We start from the raw sequence: 16,622 nt of genomic DNA, 5'->3' as shown, positions 1-16,622 counted from the left end.
GGCTCAACGGCTTTGCGACGGGTGCCGCAGCGGGCGATGCAACAGCAGCGTCAGCAGGATCAGGACGAAACCGATCAGCGACCATGTCGGCAGCGACAGGCCCAGCAGCGGCGGGTAGACGGTCTGGCACAGGCCCTGCACCTTGAACAGCGAGGGCAGCCAACGGGCGGTCGGCAGGCCGTCGACGAAGGCTTCCACCGCATCGTAGCCGCAGCTCATCGACGGATGGGACTGCACCCAGATCAGATAACCGGCGGCGCCGGCACCGCCCAGGGCGGCCAGCATCGATAGCCAGCGCGCCGCGCCGATGCCCGCCGGACTGCGCGAGGCGGCCCCGCCGAAGGCGAAGATCGCGATCAGTGCGTAGGCGTAACGCTGCAGGATACACAGCGGACAGGGGTCTTCCCCGCGGCCGTATTGCAGGTACAGCGCGCCGCCCAGCAGGGCCACGCAAATTACGCCGAGCAGCAGGTAAAGGCGCCGCTCGTGCCGCAGTGTATCGTCGTAACGGGTCATCATAAAAGCCGGTTCGAAGGTGAAAACGCGATGCCGGGCATTGTACCCCGCGCGCCTGCGGTATCCGACATGTGTCCGGGCGGCAGGTTGCGCGGCGGATGGCATATTTTTGTACTGCCAACGGCCGCTTGCGTGGCGCCGAGGCCCTCGCGTATATTCGGCAGTGCCGACCCGGTCGTGGCCGACCTCGGCCGCGGCTTGCTCGCCACAACGCAAAACGCCCCGCAAAATTCGAGTGAGCGCGATAGCACCCCCCGGGCGCGGCGGTGCGGCAAACCGGATTGCGCGACTCAGTGCTCGCAACGCTTTTTTCTGGACGGCTTATCGGATGCACCACGCGATCGACTTCATTCAGGATCTGGCCGTTATCATGCTGCTCGCCGGCATCGTCACGGTCATCTTTCATCGTTTCAAGCAGCCGGTGGTGCTCGGCTACATTCTGGCCGGCGTGATCATCGGGCCCTACACGCCGCCGTTCGCGCTGATTCACGACGAAGCGACCATCAATACGCTGGCCGAGCTGGGCGTGGTGTTTCTGCTGTTTTCGCTGGGCCTGGAATTCAGCCTGCGCCGGCTGGCCAAGGTCGGCGTCACCGCGCTGGTGGCCGCGCTCACGGAAATCGTGCTGATGCTCTGGCTGGGCTTCGAAATCGGCCGCGGCTTCGGTTGGGACACGATGGATTCGCTGTTCCTGGGGGCGATGCTGGCGATTTCCTCGACCACCATCATCGTCAAGGCGCTCGACGAGCTGGGCATGAAGCGCGAGAATTTCGCGCAGCTCATCTTCGGCGTGCTGATCGTCGAGGACATTCTCGCCATTGCCATGATCGCGCTGCTCTCCGGCATCGCCACCAGCGGCTCGGTCAACGCCGTCGACGTCGGCCTCACGCTGGGCAAGCTGCTGCTGTTCATGGTGGTCTCGCTGGTGGTCGGCTTGTTGCTGGTGCCGCGATTGCTCGCTTACGTGGCGCGCTTCAAGAGCGACGAGATGCTGCTGGTGACGGTGCTCGGGCTGTGCTTCGGGTTCTGCCTGCTGGTGGTTCAGTTGGACTACAGCATTGCGCTGGGCGCGTTCCTGATCGGTGCGATCATGGCCGAGTCACGCGAGCTGCACGTCATCGAACGGCTGATCGCGCCGCTGCGCGACATGTTCAGCGCAATCTTCTTCGTTGCCATCGGGCTGCTGCTCGATCCGCGCGTGCTGCTCCATTACGCGGCGCCGATCGCGGTGATCACCGTGGCGGTGGTGCTGGGAAAAATCATTTCGTGCGGCCTGGGCGTGTTCGTCTCGGGGCAGGACGGCCGCACCTCGATGCGGGTCGGCATGGGCCTGGCGCAAATCGGCGAGTTCTCGTTCATCATTGCCTCGCTCGGTCTGTCGCTGAAGGTCACCAGCGATTTTCTCTACCCGATCGCGGTGACCGTGTCGGCCATCACCACGCTGCTCACGCCCTATCTGATCAAGGGCGCCGATCCATTCTCCCGCTGGCTCGGGCGGGCCATGCCGCCTCGCGTGGCGTATGTGTTTCGGCAATACACCCAGTGGCTGCAAGGACTGCGTCTGTCGGACGAGCGGGCTGCGCTGGTCGGCATTTTTCGGCGCGTGGCGTTCAATGTGTCGGTGAATCTGGCGCTGGTGGTGACGATTTTCCTGGTGGTGGCGTATTTCAGCCCGCGCCTGATCGCGCTGTTCTCCCCTTGGGTGACCGACGACGGGCTGCAGAGCACGCTGGTGTGGGGCGTGGCGCTGCTGCTGGCCCTGCCGTTCCTGATCGCGGTGTACCGCAAGCTCAAGTCGATCAGTCTGCTGCTGGCCGAACTGAGCGTGCGCCCAGCAATGACCGGACGCCACACCGCTCACATGCGGCGAGCCGTCGCCGAGATCATTCCGGCTGCCGCGATGGTCGGCGTGATGCTGCTGGTCGCCGCGCTCAGCGCCAGCATTCTGCCCAGCACCGAAATGCTGCTGCTGCTGGTGTGCGGGGCGCTATTGCTGGCCATCCTGCTGCGCCGCTGGTTTATCCGCATTCACGCGAAACTGCAGATCGCGCTCAAGCACACGCTCGAGCAGGACAGCGAACAGAGCTAGCGGCGCGATGCCGCCAGAACCTCTGCCGGCCGCTAGGCCGGATTGCCGCTCCTGGCCGGATAACCCGCTTCGGTAATTGCCGCGGCAATGTCGCCGGCGGCGCGCTGACTTTCGACCCGCACCGAGCCCGCGGCCAGATCGACGTCGACCTTGGCGTTGGCGTCGAGCGCCTGCACCGCCTGCGTTACTGCCTTTACGCAATGACTGCAGCTCATACCTTCCACCTGGAATTGCATCATGATGACTCCTGTTGATTAGCTACTGCATGATAAACCTTCCTACCGTTGTAAGCTCAAGCGAAAAATAATCGAGAGCGTGATGTGGACGGTGCTTGACCTTCCAGCCAATGGAAGGTTTAACATGCCAGTGTGATTGTCAAAAGGAGCTGTATCGTGAGTCAAACTTGGTCCGTGGGTATCGAGGGAATGACCTGCGCGTCCTGCGTTGGCCGTGTGGAAAAGGCGCTTGGCAAAGTGCCGGGGGTGACGCAGGCGAGCGTCAATCTGGCCACCGAAACCGCGGTCGTGCAGGCCGATGCCGATACCGCGCCGGCCGCACTGGTCGAGGCGATCGAGGCGGCGGTCGACAAGGCTGGCTATCAGGTCACCGAAGCGCATCTCGAGCTGGCGGTCTCGGGCATGACGTGCGCTTCTTGCGTCAATCGTATCGAAAAGGCTGTGCTGGCTGTGCCGGGCGTGCGCTCGGCCAGTGTGAATCTGGCAACCGAGCGGGCCAGCGTACAGGCGCTGCGCGGCATGGTCGATGCGCAACGCCTGATCGAAGCCATCCGCAAGGCGGGGTATGAGGCCAGCGAGATCGAGGCGGAGCAGGGCGGTGCGCCTGACGAAGCCGCCTCGATGTGGCGCACCGCCTGGCCGGTGGGCGTCGCCGCGCTGTTTTCGGCGCCGTTGCTCGCGCCGATGCTGGCGGCGCCGTTCGGTGCGCACTGGATGCTGCCTGCCTGGCTGCAATGGCTGCTGGCGACCCCCGTGCAGTTCTGGCTGGGCGCGCGTTTTTATCGCGCCGGCTGGAAAGCCTTGCGCGCCGGCACCGGCAATATGGATCTGCTGGTGGCGCTGGGTACCTCGGCGGCCTATGGCCTGAGCCTGTACGAATGGCTGCGGCCGAACGGTGGGGCGATGCCGCATCTGTATTTCGAGGCCTCCGCGGTGGTGATCACGCTGGTACTGCTGGGCAAATGGCTCGAGGCGAACGCCAAGCGGCAGACGGTGGCGGCCATTCGCGCGCTGGCGGCGCTGCGCCCGGATACCGCGCGAGTGCTGCGCGGCTCGGCGCCGGCCGAGCAAGTGCCGGTTGGCGACGTGCGGGTCGGCGATATGGTGCTGGTGCTCGCCGGCGAGCGGGTGCCGGTCGACGGCGTCATCCGGGAGGGCGCCAGCCAGCTCGACGAGTCGCTGCTGACCGGCGAGAGCCTGCCGGTCGAAAAACGCGAAGGCGCACACGTGACAGGCGGCTCGATCAACGGTGCCGGCACGCTGCGCGTGGAAACCACCGCGGTCGGGGCCGAGAGCACGCTCTCGCGCATGATCCGGCTGGTCGAGGATGCTCAGGCGGCCAAGGCGCCGATTCAACGGCTGGTCGATAAGGTCGCCGCGGTATTCGTGCCGGTGGTGCTGGGGATCGCCTTGCTGACCCTGCTGGTGAGCGGCTGGGCGGGCATTGGCCTGGAGGCGGCGGTGCTCAATGCGGTGGCCGTGCTGGTGATCGCCTGCCCATGCGCCTTGGGGCTGGCCACGCCTGCGGCGATCATGGCCGGCACCGGGGTGGCAGCGCGTCACGGCATTCTGATCAAGGACGCCGAGGCGCTGGAGACGGCGCACCGCGTCACCGTGGTGGTGTTCGACAAAACCGGCACGCTCACTGAAGGCAAGCCGCGCCTGACCGACCATCTCGCCGCGCCGGGCATCGAAGCCGCACAACTGCTGCAGTGGGCTGCCGCGGTGCAGGCCGGCAGCTCCCATCCGCTGGCGCGCGCAGTGCTGGCGGCCGCGCAAGAGGCCGGGCTGGCGCCACTGGCGGCCAGCGAGATGAGCGCGTTGCCGGGGCGCGGCGCGGCCGCACGCGTGACGAGCGCCGACGGCACGCATGAGCTTCGGCTCGGCAATGAGCGCTTGCTCGATGAACTGAAGTTGTCCGCCGGTGCGCTGGCGGAGCAGGCCGAACGGTTGGCGCAGGCCGGGCGCACCGTGTCGTGGTTGATGGAGGCCGGCGCGCAGCCCCGTCTGCTCGGACTGCTGGCGTTCGGCGATACCGTCAAGGCGCACGCCAAGGCTGCCATCGAGCGCCTGCAGGCGCGCGGCATCCGCACCATGATGGTGACTGGCGATAACACCGGCAGTGCCAGGGCGGTGGCCGACGCCTTGGGCATCGATGAGATCAAGGCTCGGGTGCTGCCCGAGCACAAGGCCGAGGCGGTTGCCGCGTTACGGCACGACGGCGACGTGGTGGCGATGGTGGGTGACGGCATCAACGACGCGCCGGCGCTGGCGGCTGCCGATGTCGGCATTGCCATGTCGACCGGCACCGACGTGGCGATGCACGCCGCGGGCATCACGCTCATGCGCGGCGATCCGGCGCTGGTGGCCGACGCCATCGACGTATCGCAGCGCACCTGGAGCAAGATTCGGCAAAATCTTTTCTGGGCCTTCGCCTATAACGTGGTGGGGATTCCGCTGGCGGCGCTCGGCTGGCTCAATCCGATGATTGCCGGCGCGGCCATGGCCGCCAGCAGCGTGAGCGTGGTCAGCAATGCGCTGTTGCTCAAGCGCTGGCGGCCGCGCGCGGCATGACGGCGCGCTCGACTGGGGGGATAATGGCCGTGTGGGCGAGATCGGCATATGCTTGAAAATCGCCCGCATGGCCCCAAGTGACTTGCATGTGCGACATGCTTAACCGCAGTCTCCATTCATCGCAGATCTTAGACGTCCATGGCCACACCCAGCCCCCTTCATATCACCAGCTACAACATCCACAAGGGCTTTTCGCAGTTTCATCGCCTGCGTATCCACGAATTGCGCGATCGGCTCGAGGGGCTCAATCCAGATCTGGTGTTTCTGCAGGAAGTACATGGCTTGCATCTGCGCCACGCGGCGCGCCACCTGAACTGGCCGAGCGAGCCGCAGTATCAGTTCCTGGCCGGCGGCACCTGGCAGGAGCATGCGTATGGACGCAACGTCATCTACGAGCACGGCGACCACGGCAACGCGATTCTGAGCCGCTTTCCGATCCTGCGCTCGGCCAATCACGACATCACCACGCACAGCTTCGAGCGGCGCGGCATGCTGCATTGCGAAGTGGCCGTGCCCGGCTGGGCGCAGCCGCTGCACTGCCTGTGCGTGCATTTGTCGCTGAGCGGCCGGGGCCGGCGCCAGCAGTTTGGCATGCTAATCGATCGCGTGATGCGCAATGTGCCGAAAGACGCGCCGCTCATTATCGCGGGCGACTTCAACGACTGGACCAATCAGGCCGACCGGCTGCTGGCCGAGCGCCTGGGACTGACCGAGGTGTTCGACAGCGCCGGGCGTCCGGCGCGCAGTTTCCCCAGCAGCCTGCCGTTGCTGCGGCTCGACCGCATCTATGCCCGCGGCATGCATATCGAAACCGCGCAAGTGCTGCGCGGCCGGCCCTGGTCGCGAATTTCCGACCACTCGCCGATCAGCGCCTACCTGAAGCCACTGAACTGATACGACATGAATATCGGACAAGCAGCCCAAGTCTCCGGCGTCAACGCCAAGATGATTCGCTATTACGAGAGTATCGGCCTGGTGCCCGAGAGCCGGCGCACCGAGTCCGGCTATCGAACCTACAGCGACACCGATCTGCACTTGCTGCGCTTTATCCGGCAAGCGCGCCGGCTGGGTTTCGGTATCGAGCAGATTCGTCAGTTGCTGGCGCTGTGGCAGGATCACGAGCGCGCCAGCGCCGACGTCAAGGCGCTCGCGCAGGCGCATATCGACGAGCTGAATCAACGCATCGCCGAGCTCAGCGCGATGCGCGATACGCTCACGCATCTGGCCGCGCACTGCCATGGCGACGCGCGGCCCGAGTGCCCGATTCTCGACGGCTTGAGTTGTGACGAAGAAAGCGTCGACCCGCCGGTCGAACGGCACTGCTGACGGCCCATCCGGCCCGGCCTGACAGGACGCTGCAGCGGCCCCAGGCAAGGCTTTCCGGCGACCTCAGGTAAACCATGATTATCAGAGACTTCTGATAATCGACATCACTCGCGCAAGGCTTGCCAGCGACCTCAAGCTCATACAATGAAGTCGCATAAGAACGCGACCTAGTACAGGAAGATGCGATCGCCACGATGCGGTCGCCAGAGAGCGTGAGGAGATAAGTTTCGCCGCCTGTCTTATCGGATGGGCGAGCCTCGTGGATGTGCCGGTAGTTCGCAGCATGGCATATGGACGAGGCATGGCACGGACCGACACGGGCGTGCTATTGCAGGCTGACCCCCATCACGCAGCGGGTGTTTCCGGCCACCATTTTCCTGCATGGATTGCTTCGGCGCATGGTATTGGTTGCGGTTGCAGGGCGACCCCTTCAAAACGTTTCCGATGAAAATAGCGCCTCTCGCGCGCCGGCAATGACGGGCCGGCAGGCCATACTGCCTCGGCGTCGCGACGCGCATCACACATGAGAGCATGCCTGACGACGGACATTTTTCCGATCCGTTTCAGTACGCTGATAAAGGAGCTTGAATCATGATGGAACAAGACTACGCCCCCACCGTAGGAGTCGATGCGCCAGCGCCGGCTCGAGAGGTGAGCCGGCTGGACCGCCATTTCCAGATCACCGCACGCGGTAGTTCGCTGCGTCAGGAAGTCGTGGCCGGGCTCACGACGTTCCTGGCGATGGTCTATTCCGTGTTCGTCGTGCCGGGCATGTTCGGCAAGGCGGGTTTCGACACCAGCGCGGTATTCGTCGCCGTTTGCCTGACAACGGCGTTCGGCTCGCTGTTGATGGGCGTCTGGGCCAACCTGCCGATCGCCATCGGCTGCGCGATTTCGCTGACCGCTTTCACTGCCTTCGACCTGGTGCTCGGCAAGGGCGTGTCGCCTTCGGTCGCGCTGGGCGCGATCTTTCTGATGGGGCTGGTGTTTACCGCCATCTCCGTGACCGGCGTGCGTTCGTGGATCCTGCGCAACCTGCCCGCAGGCGTCGCGCACGGCACGGGCGTGGGCATCGGCCTGTTCCTGCTGCTGATCGCCTCCAACGACGTCGGCCTGGTGATCAAGAATCCGGGTCCGGGGTTGCCGGTCGCCCTGGGCCACCTGGCCAGCTTTCCCGCGCTGATGTCGATCGGCGGGCTGGCGGCCATCTTCGGGCTGGAACGCCGGCGTGTGCCGGGCGGCATCCTGCTGGTCATCATCGCGCTGTCGGCACTGGGCCTGGCTTTCGACCCGAGCGTCAAGTTCACCGGGATGTTCGCGCTGCCGTCGCTGAGTGCGCCGGGCCATCCCACGCTGATCGACTCGATGAGCGTCAGGGGGGCCTTGAGCGCCGCGGTCATTCCCAGCGTGCTTGCGCTGGTGATGACCGCCGTGTTCGATGCCACCGGAACGATTCGCGCCGTGGCTGGACAAGCCGGGCAGCTCGATGGAAAAGGACAGATCATCAATGGCGGCCGTGCGCTCACGGCCGACTCCGTCAGCTCGATCTTCTCGGCTTTCCTCGGCGGCGCGCCGGCGGCCGCTTATATCGAATCGGCCGCGGGGGTTGCCGCCGGCGGCAAGACCGGACTTGGACCGGCAGTGGTCGGCGTGCTGTTCCTGCTGCTGATTTTCCTCTCGCCGCTGGCCGCGCTGGTGCCGGCCTATGCGACCGCGCCGGCATTGATGTACGTGGGCCTGCTGATGCTCGGCAGTATCAGCAAGCTGCATATGGAGGATACGGTCGATGCGATGGCCGGCCTGGTGTGCGCGGTGTTCATCGTGCTGACCTGCAACATCGTGACCGGCATCATGCTCGGCTTCAGCACGCTGGTGATCGGCCGTCTGGTATCGGGCGAATACAAGAAACTCAACGTCGGCACCGTGGCCATCGCCGTGGTACTGGCCACGTTCTATCTGGGCGGCTGGGCGATCTGAATGATCTGATCGCGAAGGCGCGGACTATCGCGTGAGCGCGATGGGCGGCGCCTGCCGCCTGAAAACGCCTCCTCGCAGGCCTGAGCCAGCGAGGGGGCGTTGCTTTTGGGCCACGCTTTTTGCTGTCCGGCAGTTTGTCCGAAAGAAAATTAATTTATTAAGTAATTGATTTTTATGTGATTTCTTAAAACATGGCTGCATCGGGGGCGGATGCAAAACGAATAAGTCGCTTTTTTCAGAATTAGGGCTAACACCTATAGGGAAAACCCTATATAATTCCAATCACTGCTGCAACGCAGCAAATTATGCGACTGGAGGTTGCCATGTTTGCCAAACTGTTTGAAATCGTTAATTCCTGGTTCGAAAACGCCGAACGCCGCCGCCGTGAAGAATACCTGGCGCAGTCCACCGATATTTGCGAATTGGAATATCGCATTCGCGCGCTCGAAACCGGCGCCATCTGAACCTGCTGTCTTGTTGGATGCAGTAACCCGGTAGCAAAGCGCCTCGCGCGCCCCACGAGATATCCAGCCCTTCGCCGGCTTGGCCGCAGCGACCGCGGATAATCTCGGCAAAAAGGCCCACCCTTGCGTGGGCCTTTGGCTTTTCTGTCATGGACGAATGACGTCTGCCTGACGAGCACGTCAACTCCGCAGCTTTTACCTTTCCCCATTTATTTCGGCGGCGCCAATACCCAGGATGCGGCAAATCGCCTTCTTGCCGCGGCCGATATCGAGGGAGCGTTCGTTCTCATCGGTTTGTCTTGAGACAAATCCAACATTGATGTACTGTATGTGCGTACAGTATTTTAGATGACCGCCACCCGCTTTCGTTGCTCACTCCGATGTCGCTCTCCATGCAAAACTTGCCGCCCGGACTTTGGCGCGCCAGCGAACTGGCCCAGGGCCAGGGGCCGGTGCGGGCCACCGGTTTTGTCGAGCTCGATCAGGAATTGCCGGGCGGCGGTTGGCCGGCGGGTGCGCTGGCCGAGCTGCTGCCCACGCACGCCGGGATCGGCGAGCTGCGCCTGTTGTTGCCCGCGCTGGCGACGCTGACCCGGGTCGGCAAGCCTGTCGTGATGATCGCGCCGCCGTATCTGCCTTACGCGCCGGCCCTGGCCGGCGCCGGTGTCGACCTGCGCCATCTGGTGCTTGTACACGCCCGAGCGCCATCCGGCGCCACAGCGCCGCCGGCGGCCGACGATCTCTGGGCGGCCGAGCAGGCGCTCAAAAGCGCCAGCTGCGGCGCGGTCCTGGCCTGGTTGCCGCAGGCCCGCGCCGATCAGTTGCGCCGCCTGCAACTGGCTGCCGCCGGCAGCGATGCGCTGGCCTGGGTCGTACGTCAACCCCAGGCGCTGGCCTCGTCTTCGCCCGCGCCGTTGCGGCTGGCGCTCGAGCCGGCGCCGGGCAGCGGCCTGCTGATTCATTTTCACAAGCGCCGGGGACCGGCCCGTGGCATGCCGCTGCGGCTGGACTTGCCGGCGCATCATCCAAAACTGGGGCCGCCGCGCTCCGATACCGTTCTTTCTCCGGATTCAGGAGGCCTCTATGCGCTGCTGGATTGCACTGCACTTGCCCTGGCTCATCCTCGAGGTCTTTCGACCGATCTTGCCGCCTGACGAGGCCGCTGGCATGACAGGGGGCGCCGCCTCCGATGCGCTGGTCGTGATGGACGGCGAGCGCGTGCGCATGGCGAGTGCTGCGGCCCGGCAGGCGGGCATCGTGCCGGGTTTGCGGCGGGCCGGGGCGCTGGCCTTGCTGCCCGATGCGATCCTGCGCGAGCGCGACACGCAGGGCGAGCAACGGCTGCTGGAGACCGTGGCCCTGGCCCTGTTGCGCTTCAGCCCGCAAGTCGTGCTGGCCGGCGAGCACGTGGTGCTGGTCGAGGTTTCGGCCAGCCTGCGCCTGTTTGGCGGCCTGAGCGCGCTGTGCCGCCAGGTCGGGCAGACGGCTCGGCTGCTCGGCCATGCGTCGCGGCTGGCCGTGGCGCCGACAGCCGCCGGTGCCTGGCTGCTGGCGCGCCAAAGCAGTGGCCGGCAGCATCGCCATGCGACCGATCTGGCGCGGCTGTGCGCGCTGCTCGACGACTTGCCGGTGTCGCTGCTGAGTGAGGCCGCGCCGCATCTTGCCTGGCTCGAGCAACTGGGCTGCGCCCGCCTGGCCGACCTGCGGCGTTTGCCGCGCGCGGGGTTGATCCGGCGTTGCGGCCAGGCGCTGGTGGATGAGCTGGCGCGGGCTTATGGCGACGCGCCGGAGATGCCGGCCTGGTTCCTGGCGCCCCTGCAGTTCGAAGCGCAGCTCGCGCTGCCGGCCCGCACCACTCAGGTCGAGACGCTGCTGTTCGGCGCGCGGCGCCTGCTGGTGCAAATGGCTGGCTGGCTCGCGGCGCACCATCAGGCCGTGCATGCCTATGAGCTGGTGCTGGAGCACGAGCCGCTGGGACGTCGCACGTTACCGCCGACACGCGTGATGGTGCGGCTGGCCGAACCCGGCGCGGCGCCGGCGCACCTGCTGAATGTGCTCAAGGAACAGTTGGCGCGGCATCGCCTCGAGACGCCGGTGCTGGAGTTGCGCCTGTGCGTCAGCCAGGTGGTGCCGCACGAGCCGGGCAACGCCAGCCTGTTGCCGGAGCCTGGCCGCGCGCGCCAGGAGTTCGTGCGCCTGATAGAGCGCCTGAATGCCCGGCTGGGCGAGGCGCAGGTGAGCCAACTGGTTTTGCACGACGAGCATCGGCCCGAGGCCGCTTACCGCCTGCTGCCGTACGTCGTGTCGCGCCCGGCGCCGGCAATCGCCGGCGCCGCGCCGGGCGCCATCCAGGCGTCCTCCAAGGTGCGGCCGGTCTGGCTGCTCGACTCGCCACGGCCGCTGGCCATGCAAGGCGAGCGGCCGGTCCATGGCACCCCGCTGCGCGTGCTCACACATGCCGAGCGCATCGAGTCGGGCTGGTGGGACGACGCCGCGGCGTTGCGCGACTACTTCATCGCCGCCGATGCGCAGGGCGCGCTGCTGTGGGTGTACCGAGAGCGGCAGACCAGCCGCGGCCAGGCCGCCTGGTATCTGCACGGGCTGTTCGGGTGAGTCATGAATGCGTCCGTCCTGCCCGCTTATGCGGAGTTGCATTGCCTGTCGAATTTCACTTTTTTGCGCGGTGCTTCGCATCCCGAAGAATTGGTCGCGCGCGCGGCACAGCTGGGCTATCGGGCGCTGGCTCTGACCGACGAATGCTCGCTGGCCGGGGTGGTGCGAGCGCATGGCGAAGCCCTGCGGCAGGGGCTGCACCTGCTGATCGGCAGCGAATTGCGGCTGGTCGACGCTGGCGGCGCGCCCGCCGCGCATCTGGTGGTGCTGGCGCAAAACCGCGAAGGCTACGGCAACCTGTCGGAACTCATCACGCTGGCGCGCACGCGCGGGCGCAAGCAGGAGGGCTACCGGCTCACGCCGCAGGATCTGGACGCGCCGCAGCCGCCCTATGAGCATCTGCGCGGACTGCCGGATTGCCTGGTGCTGCTGGTGCCGCCCCATGGCGTCGCGCGCGAGCGCCTGCGCGAGCAGCTCGCCTGGGCCGCTCGCGTGTTCGAGGGGCGGCTGTGGCTGGCGCTCGAACTGCTGCACCGGCCCGACGACGACCTGCACCTGGCGTGCCTGACGGCGGTCGCGCGCGAGACCGGCGTGCCGCTGGCCGCCGCCGGACACGTGCTGATGCATGTGCGCTCGCGCAAGCCGCTGCAGGATACATTGAGCGCCATCCGCCTGGGCCGGCCGGTGCATGCCTGCGGCACCGCGCTGATGCCCAACGCCGAGCAGCACCTGCGCGCGCGCCTGCGGCTGGCCGCGCTCTATCCGGCCGAAGCACTGCAGGCCACCGTCGAGATTGCCGAGCGCTGCACGTTCAATCTCGACGAACTGCGCTACGAATACCCCGACGAACTGGTGCCGGCCGGCTTGACGCCGGCCGATTATCTGCGCCAGGAAACCCTGGCCGGCGCGCGGCGGCGGTATCCGCAGGGCGTGCCCGAGACTGTGAGCAAACAGCTCGCCGCCGAATTGGCGCTGATCGCCGAGCTGGCTTACGAGCCGTATTTCCTGACGGTCTACGACATCGTCAAATTCGCCCGGGAGCGAAAGATCCTGTGCCAGGGCCGCGGCTCGGCCGCCAATTCGGCGGTGTGCTACTGCCTGGGCATCACGGCCGTCGATCCGGCGCAAAGCCAGTTGCTGTTCGGCCGCTTCCTGTCGCGCGAACGTAACGAGCCGCCCGATATCGACGTCGATTTCGAGCACCAGCGGCGCGAGGAAGTCATTCAATACATCTATGGCAAATACGGGCGGCAACGCGCCGCGCTGGCCGCGGCCGTGACCACCTATCGCACGCGCAGCGCCTTGCGCGAGACCGGCAAGGCGCTCGGTATCGATGCATCGATCGTCGACCAGGTGTGCGCGGGCCAGCAGTGGTGGGACGGCCGCCGCGATCTGCTGCAGCGGCTGGCGCGTCAGGGCCTGTCGCCCGAGGCGCCGGCGGTGCGTCACTGGTGCGAACTGGTCGAGCAGCTGGTCGGGTTTCCGCGTCATTTGTCGCAGCACACCGGCGGCTTCGTCATCTCGCGCGGCAAGCTCTCGCGGCTGGTGCCGATCGAGAACGCCGCGATGCCCGAGCGCTGCATCATCCAGTGGGACAAGGACGATCTCGAAGCGCTCAAGCTGCTCAAGGTCGACGTGCTGGCGCTCGGCATGCTCTCGGCCTTGCGCCGTGCGCTCGACATGCTGGGGCAGCGGCAGGGCCGCTGGCTCGATCTGGCCGATATTCCGCGCGAGGACCCGGCCACTTACGAGATGCTGTGCCAGGCCGATACCGTGGGTGTGTTCCAGGTCGAATCGCGTGCGCAGATGAGCATGCTGCCGCGCCTGCAGCCCCGCAAGTTCTACGATCTGGTGGTACAGGTGGCGATCGTGCGGCCCGGCCCGATCCAGGGCGGCATGGTGCACCCTTATCTGAAGCGCCGGCAGGAGCCGCCGGAGAAAATTCACTACGCCAAGGACGCCCTGGCGCCCGCGTTGGCGCGCACGCTGGGCGTGCCGATCTTCCAGGAGCAGGTAATGCAGATCGCCATGATCGCGGCCGACTTCACCGCCGGCGAGGCCGACGATCTGCGCCGCTCGATGGCGGCCTGGCGGCGCAAGGGCGGGCTGGAAAAATTCCAGGAGAAAATCGTCTCGGGCATGCTGAAAAACGGCTACGAGCGAACCTTCGCCGATGCCATTTGCCGCCAGATCGAGGGATTCGGCGAATATGGTTTTCCCGAGAGCCACGCGGCCAGCTTCGCGCAACTGGTCTATGCCAGTGCATGGATCAAGCGGCACGAGCCGGCCATTTTTCTCTGCGCGCTGCTCAACAGCCAGCCGATGGGTTTTTACTCGGCCTCGCAACTGGTGCAGGATGCGAGGCGCCACCAGGTCGAAGTGCTGGCCGTCGACGTATGCACCAGCGCCCAGGATTGCACGCTCGAAGCGCGTGGCGACGGCACGCCGCCGGCCGTGCGATTGGGCCTGGCGCAAGTCGCCGGGCTTGCCGCCGACGCGGCGCGGCGCATCGCGCAGGCGCGCGCGCAGGCTCTTTATCGCGATATCGACGATCTGGCCGCGCGGGCGCAACTGAGCCGCCAGGAACTGGCCGCGCTGGCTGCGGCCGATGCGCTGGCCACGCTGCTGGGCGGACGGCGCCAGGCGCAATGGACGGTCGCCGCGCATTTGCCGGCCACGCCGCTGCTGGGCCAGTCCACGCTGCAGGACGATGGCGCGCCGGTGCCGTTGCCGCGGTTGCGCGAGGGCGAGGAGATTCTGGCCGACTATGCCAGCACCGGTTTGACGCTGCGGCGCCACCCGCTGGCGCTATTGCGCCCGCGCCTGAGCGCCATGCGGCTCAAATCGGCCCAGGAACTGCGCGAGCTGCCCAATGGCCGGCGTGCCCGCGCCTGCGGCATCGTGACGATGCGGCAGCGGCCCGGCACTGCCAAGGGCACGGTTTTTGTCTCGCTCGAGGACGAGACCGGGGTCGTCAACGTGATCATCTGGCCCGATCTGGTCGAGCGCCAGCGCAAGGAGTTGCTCGGCACCCGCTTGTTGGCCGTGCATGGCGTCTGGCAATGCACGGGCGAGGGCGAGCACGTGGTGCGCCACCTGGTGGCGCGCCGGCTGATCGACTTGTCGCCGCTGCTGGGGCGGCTGGCGACGCCCAGCCGCAATTTTCACTAACTCCAGACACCGGTGTGCTCGGTAGCCGGCGACAGGGCGCCGCCGCTCCAGCGCAGCGCCACGGCGCCCGGCCGGTACCAGCCGCGCGCGACCTGAAAGCGCCAGAACCGCTCGGCGCCGGCAAACTCGCCGAGTGCGGCCGCGTCCCAGACGATCTCGGTGGTGCCTTGCAGCTGCAGCAGGTCGCCGCTCGAGAAATCGACGAACAGCATCGCCGCACGCGGCTCCCGCACGAGGTTGCCGAGCGTATTGAAATAGCGGTTGCCGTTGAAATCGGGCACCGTCAGGGTATTGCCCTCGATGCGCACGAAGCCGGGTCGTCCGCCCCGATGCGAAATATCCACTCCGGCCGCGCTGCCCGCCGGTCCCGCGCCGCTGGCCGTGGCCACGAAGCAGGTATCGGCGAGCGCGATCAGATCGCGCGACCTCGCATCCAGCGCGGTGAAATGCGTGGCGGGCATGTGGGCCGGCGGCGCCTCGTGAATTTCGCGCATCTGAATGTAGCGGGGGCAATTGCCGAACGACTGTGTCACGGCGATCTCCAGACGCTGGCGGTCGATCGCCGTGACGGTGCCGTTGGCCCGGTTGCGCCGTCGCGTGCCGAGGTCGATACCGAGCAGCCCGACCTGGCCGTGCCGAGCGAGGCCGGCGACGACCGGATCGGCAGCCTGCGGGTCGAGATCGAGGTGCAGCGCATGCGGGTCGGGCGAGGTGATAAATCCCGGCGCGCCGGCGAGCATCGTCGCGACCGGCCAGCCGTCGGCGTCGGTCGCGCCCAGCAATACAAACGGCAAGGCAGCGAAGAACGCGCGGTGCTGGTCGGGCATGAACTCGCGTATGGCCGCGACGCGCGGACCGCCCCCGGCGAGTTCCTGCGCCCGCAACTCACCGTCATGAAAAAGTGTGGAAGGCACCACTGTGTCGGGGCTCATGATGCACTCACCGGCATGGCGACGAACCCCGGCAATGCCTCGACCTGCGCGAGCCAGGCCCGAATGTTGGGGTAGGGCGTGAGCGCGATGCCGCCCTCCGGCGCGTGGGCGATGTACGAGTAGCATGCCAGGTCGGCCAGCGTGGGGTGAGCGGCCGCGAGGTAGCGCCGCCCGCTCAGGTGCTGCTCCATGAACGGCATGAGCCCGTCGGCGATGCGTATCGCCGGGCCGACATCGTCGCCTGGTGCGCCCCAGAGCCGGATCACGCGGGCGGTGCCCGGGCCGAAGCGGATTTCGCCCGCGGCGATCGACAGCCAGCGTTGTACCTGTGACGCCACCACGGGATCGTCCGGCAACCACAGGCTGCTGGGGGCATAGCGCCTGACCAGATAAACCAGAATCGCGTTGCTGTCGCACAGCACCACACCGCCGTCGTCGAGCACGGGGATCTGGCCAAGCGGATTGAGCGCGCGGAACCCGGCACTGCGGCGCACCTCGGCCGGCGCATCGACGAAGCGATAAGGCAGGCCCAGTATCGAAAGCATCAGCTCGGCGCGGTGCGAGTGGCCGGAGAGCCGGGTGCCGTACAGGGTAATGGTTGGTTCGGACATGATTGGACAATGCTCGTTGAGGACTTGGGAACAGAGTAATCATTCCGCCATTTAACGTAAATATCGATATACTGAAACTCAGTCTTCCGATAATCGGAATAATGCAAGGCTCA

The 16,622-nt window shown here is 66.3% G+C and carries 13 protein-coding genes; 9 read left to right on the top strand and 4 right to left on the bottom strand.

Annotation, left to right across the window (positions count from 1 at the left end):
• Nucleotides 1-3: 3 nt before the first annotated feature.
• Nucleotides 4-516: a disulfide bond formation protein B gene (locus PATSB16_RS13535; protein ID WP_047216561.1), complete on the bottom strand. Its 513-nt coding sequence runs from the start codon at nucleotides 514-516 to the stop codon at nucleotides 4-6.
• Nucleotides 517-844: 328 nt separating this feature from the next.
• Here PATSB16_RS13535 and PATSB16_RS13530 point away from each other — a divergent pair, with 328 nt between their 5' ends.
• Nucleotides 845-2,605 (top strand): cation:proton antiporter, encoded by a 1,761-nt coding sequence (locus PATSB16_RS13530; protein WP_047214637.1) that lies wholly within the window; start codon nucleotides 845-847, stop codon nucleotides 2,603-2,605.
• A gap of 32 nt (nucleotides 2,606-2,637) precedes the next feature.
• On the opposite strand, the gene PATSB16_RS13525 is transcribed toward PATSB16_RS13530, so the two are convergent.
• On the bottom strand, nucleotides 2,638-2,844 hold the full coding sequence (locus PATSB16_RS13525) for a heavy-metal-associated domain-containing protein (protein WP_047214635.1): 207 nt from the start codon (nucleotides 2,842-2,844) through the stop codon (nucleotides 2,638-2,640).
• Between the two features lie 186 nt (nucleotides 2,845-3,030).
• Between PATSB16_RS13525 and PATSB16_RS13520 the strand changes: the two genes are divergently transcribed.
• From PATSB16_RS13520 to PATSB16_RS13485, 8 genes are all read left to right on the top strand, one after another.
• The gene (locus PATSB16_RS13520; protein WP_083566775.1) at nucleotides 3,031-5,415 is read left to right on the top strand and encodes a heavy metal translocating P-type ATPase; all 2,385 of its coding nucleotides are present in this window, start codon (nucleotides 3,031-3,033) and stop codon (nucleotides 5,413-5,415) included.
• Nucleotides 5,416-5,553: 138 nt separating this feature from the next.
• Nucleotides 5,554-6,309, top strand: a complete 756-nt coding sequence (locus PATSB16_RS13515) for an endonuclease/exonuclease/phosphatase family protein (protein ID WP_047214633.1) — start codon at nucleotides 5,554-5,556, stop codon at nucleotides 6,307-6,309.
• Nucleotides 6,310-6,315: 6 nt separating this feature from the next.
• Nucleotides 6,316-6,741: a Cu(I)-responsive transcriptional regulator gene (gene cueR, locus PATSB16_RS13510; protein WP_047214632.1), complete on the top strand. Its 426-nt coding sequence runs from the start codon at nucleotides 6,316-6,318 to the stop codon at nucleotides 6,739-6,741.
• A 591-nt stretch (nucleotides 6,742-7,332) separates the two neighbouring features.
• Nucleotides 7,333-8,718 (top strand): NCS2 family permease, encoded by a 1,386-nt coding sequence (locus PATSB16_RS13505; protein ID WP_047214631.1) that lies wholly within the window; start codon nucleotides 7,333-7,335, stop codon nucleotides 8,716-8,718.
• Nucleotides 8,719-9,041: 323 nt separating this feature from the next.
• Nucleotides 9,042-9,182, top strand: coding sequence for a DUF3563 family protein (locus PATSB16_RS13500; RefSeq protein ID WP_072628649.1), 141 nt, complete (start codon nucleotides 9,042-9,044; stop codon nucleotides 9,180-9,182).
• 392 nt (nucleotides 9,183-9,574) lie between these two features.
• Nucleotides 9,575-10,336 carry a translesion DNA synthesis-associated protein ImuA gene (gene imuA / locus PATSB16_RS13495; RefSeq protein ID WP_237170231.1) on the top strand — a complete coding sequence of 254 codons (762 nt, stop codon included), beginning with the start codon at nucleotides 9,575-9,577 and terminating at the stop codon, nucleotides 10,334-10,336.
• Nucleotides 10,266-11,795, top strand: a complete 1,530-nt coding sequence (locus PATSB16_RS13490; protein WP_047214630.1) for a Y-family DNA polymerase — start codon at nucleotides 10,266-10,268, stop codon at nucleotides 11,793-11,795. Before imuA ends, PATSB16_RS13490 begins: the two co-directional genes overlap by 71 nt.
• 3 nt (nucleotides 11,796-11,798) lie before the next feature.
• Nucleotides 11,799-14,966: an error-prone DNA polymerase gene (locus tag PATSB16_RS13485; RefSeq protein ID WP_047214629.1), complete on the top strand. Its 3,168-nt coding sequence runs from the start codon at nucleotides 11,799-11,801 to the stop codon at nucleotides 14,964-14,966.
• Here PATSB16_RS13485 and PATSB16_RS13480 read toward each other — a convergent pair.
• Complete coding sequence (locus tag PATSB16_RS13480; RefSeq protein WP_156884746.1) at nucleotides 14,963-15,898, bottom strand: pyridoxamine 5'-phosphate oxidase family protein; 936 nt, start codon at nucleotides 15,896-15,898, stop codon at nucleotides 14,963-14,965. The two genes, PATSB16_RS13485 and PATSB16_RS13480, sit on opposite strands and share 4 nt — an antisense overlap.
• A complete protein-coding gene (locus PATSB16_RS13475; RefSeq protein ID WP_047214628.1) occupies nucleotides 15,895-16,509 on the bottom strand; it encodes a glutathione S-transferase in 615 nt (204 codons plus the stop codon). The genes PATSB16_RS13480 and PATSB16_RS13475 overlap by 4 nt, the downstream gene beginning before the upstream one ends.
• Between the last annotated feature and the right edge of the window lie 113 nt (nucleotides 16,510-16,622).

It is taken from the genome of Pandoraea thiooxydans, from assembly GCF_001931675.1.
GTDB lineage: Bacteria > Pseudomonadota > Gammaproteobacteria > Burkholderiales > Burkholderiaceae > Pandoraea > Pandoraea thiooxydans.
This window is presented reverse-complemented; position numbering and strand designations above follow the sequence as displayed.

What these genes read in the sequence shown, in the direction of transcription:
- PATSB16_RS13535 (WP_047216561.1), bottom strand. Translation starts at nt 516, where the DNA reads ATGACCCGTTACGACGATACACTGCGGCACGAGCGGCGCCTTTACCTG.
- PATSB16_RS13530 (WP_047214637.1), top strand. Translation starts at nt 845, where the DNA reads ATGCACCACGCGATCGACTTCATTCAGGATCTGGCCGTTATCATGCTG.
- PATSB16_RS13525 (WP_047214635.1), bottom strand. Translation starts at nt 2,844, where the DNA reads ATGATGCAATTCCAGGTGGAAGGTATGAGCTGCAGTCATTGCGTAAAG.
- PATSB16_RS13520 (WP_083566775.1), top strand. Translation starts at nt 3,031, where the DNA reads ATGACCTGCGCGTCCTGCGTTGGCCGTGTGGAAAAGGCGCTTGGCAAA.
- PATSB16_RS13515 (WP_047214633.1), top strand. Translation starts at nt 5,554, where the DNA reads ATGGCCACACCCAGCCCCCTTCATATCACCAGCTACAACATCCACAAG.
- cueR (WP_047214632.1), top strand. Translation starts at nt 6,316, where the DNA reads ATGAATATCGGACAAGCAGCCCAAGTCTCCGGCGTCAACGCCAAGATG.
- PATSB16_RS13505 (WP_047214631.1), top strand. Translation starts at nt 7,333, where the DNA reads ATGATGGAACAAGACTACGCCCCCACCGTAGGAGTCGATGCGCCAGCG.
- PATSB16_RS13500 (WP_072628649.1), top strand. Translation starts at nt 9,042, where the DNA reads ATGTTTGCCAAACTGTTTGAAATCGTTAATTCCTGGTTCGAAAACGCC.
- imuA (WP_237170231.1), top strand. Translation starts at nt 9,575, where the DNA reads ATGCAAAACTTGCCGCCCGGACTTTGGCGCGCCAGCGAACTGGCCCAG.
- PATSB16_RS13490 (WP_047214630.1), top strand. Translation starts at nt 10,266, where the DNA reads ATGCGCTGCTGGATTGCACTGCACTTGCCCTGGCTCATCCTCGAGGTC.
- PATSB16_RS13485 (WP_047214629.1), top strand. Translation starts at nt 11,799, where the DNA reads ATGAATGCGTCCGTCCTGCCCGCTTATGCGGAGTTGCATTGCCTGTCG.
- PATSB16_RS13480 (WP_156884746.1), bottom strand. Translation starts at nt 15,898, where the DNA reads ATGAGCCCCGACACAGTGGTGCCTTCCACACTTTTTCATGACGGTGAG.
- PATSB16_RS13475 (WP_047214628.1), bottom strand. Translation starts at nt 16,509, where the DNA reads ATGTCCGAACCAACCATTACCCTGTACGGCACCCGGCTCTCCGGCCAC.